Below are 1649 nucleotides of genomic sequence, written 5' to 3' on the forward strand. Positions count from 1 at the left end.
GATGAAAGCACCCCAAACTAAAGTTGGTGACCGTTATGTAGTTGAAGAAATGCGTGAGCACGGATACAACCTTGGTGGAGAACAATCAGGTCACATCATCTTCATGGACTACAACAATACAGGTGACGGCCTATTGTCAGCAGTACAATTACTACACGTATTAAAAACTTCAGGTAAAAAATTATCTGAACTAGCTGGTGAAATGAAAACTTACCCACAAGAATTAATCAATGTGCGTGTAACACGTGAAGGTAAAACAGAAGCAATGAATTCTGCAACTGTACAACAAGTTATTGATGAAGTGAACACAGAAATGGCTGGCAATGGCCGTATCTTAGTACGCCCTTCAGGAACAGAAAACCTATTACGTGTTATGGTAGAAGCCCAAACCGACGAAGAAGCATACAACTACGCGAAACGAATCGCAGATCAAGTAAGCAAAGAATTCGGCGTAGAATAAAAACAAGGTGTGAGTGAGACCGCAAAGCTCAATAATGCTGGAAGAATAATGCAGTAGCTGATATAATCAGCTGCAAATTAGTCTGAAGCAGGCTTGAGCTGGTCGAGCGAACCCGATTATCAAGGTGTGACGCAAACCGGTAGAAATGAACCGTTGGAAGTTTAGTGCAGGAACTGACGCAGTCAGTTGCAAACTAATCTGAAACGCAGTCATTTCTGGTTTGGGGAACCCGATTATCAGGATGTGACGTCTTATATAGACTAAACAGCGTATGGCCTTGCCATACGCTGTTTTTAAATTTCTATCCTATTTCGCGAAGTGGTTGATAACATCTCGTAAATATACTGCTGCACCTGGTGCAACTGCATTATAGTGGGCTGTAAACCGTTCATCCGCTACATACATTTCACCTAAATTACGGTGCATTTCGAGTGAATAATTATTTTCTGGCACATAGAATTGTAACCATTCTTGATGTAATTCAAATACTTCCTTGGCTAGTGGCGATGTAGTATCCCCAATAGCTGTTGCCTCTGCTAAATGTTCATGTAAGGCCACCGTCAACATTTCAATTGATCCCCAGGTTTCATGGTCTATCCCCATTAACCGTTTGGTCGCCTCATCCATTTGATCATCACCGTATTTGGCCCGCACTTCCCCGCCAAATTTGGCTTCATTTTCATCGATCAATTGTTGTTTAAATGCTTCAAATTTTGCTTCGTCTACCATTTCAATTTCGCCCCTTTGCGCTTTGATCGTTGTCCGCACCGTCTCAATTAACCGGTCAATCCGACGTCGTTCCTGTGAAAGGTAAGCCAAGTGACCACTCAAGGACTCTGTCACCACGTAGGTTGGTGCCTGCACAATTTCTCGAATTTCAGCAAGTGGCAGGTCCATCTCCCGGAAAAAGAGAATTTGCTGCAATAAGTCGACTTCTCTTTCTCCGTACAATCGGTAGCCCGCCTCCGACAAAGTCTGTGGTTGTAATAAACCTATCTTGTCATAGTGGCGTAAAGTTTTCCTTGTCACACCAGCCAAATCGGCCAATTCTCCTATTGTATACATCCTGCTCACCTCTCAATATATATAATAAAACCTGCCCTAAGGTAAAGGTAAACCCCTTTTTTGAAAAAGGGCGAATCTTTTTAAGCTAAGTATCATTTCCCGCTACCCTCCTATTTTAATTTCA

1 protein-coding gene and 1 pseudogene are annotated in these 1649 nt (G+C 42.4%); one reads left to right on the forward strand and one right to left on the reverse strand.

Annotated elements, in window-relative coordinates:
* A pseudogene (locus ACRCJ0_RS13555) lies at positions 1–460 on the forward strand (phosphoglucosamine mutase); the annotation flags it as partial.
* Positions 461–766: 306 nt separating this feature from the next.
* Here the strand turns inward: ACRCJ0_RS13555 and ACRCJ0_RS13560 are convergent.
* Positions 767–1525 carry a MerR family transcriptional regulator gene (locus ACRCJ0_RS13560; RefSeq protein WP_431390760.1) on the reverse strand — a complete coding sequence of 253 codons (759 nt, stop codon included), beginning with the start codon at positions 1523–1525 and terminating at the stop codon, positions 767–769.
* Positions 1526–1649: the final 124 nt, after the last annotated feature.

This window comes from Aerococcus sp. L_32 (genome assembly GCF_050689315.1).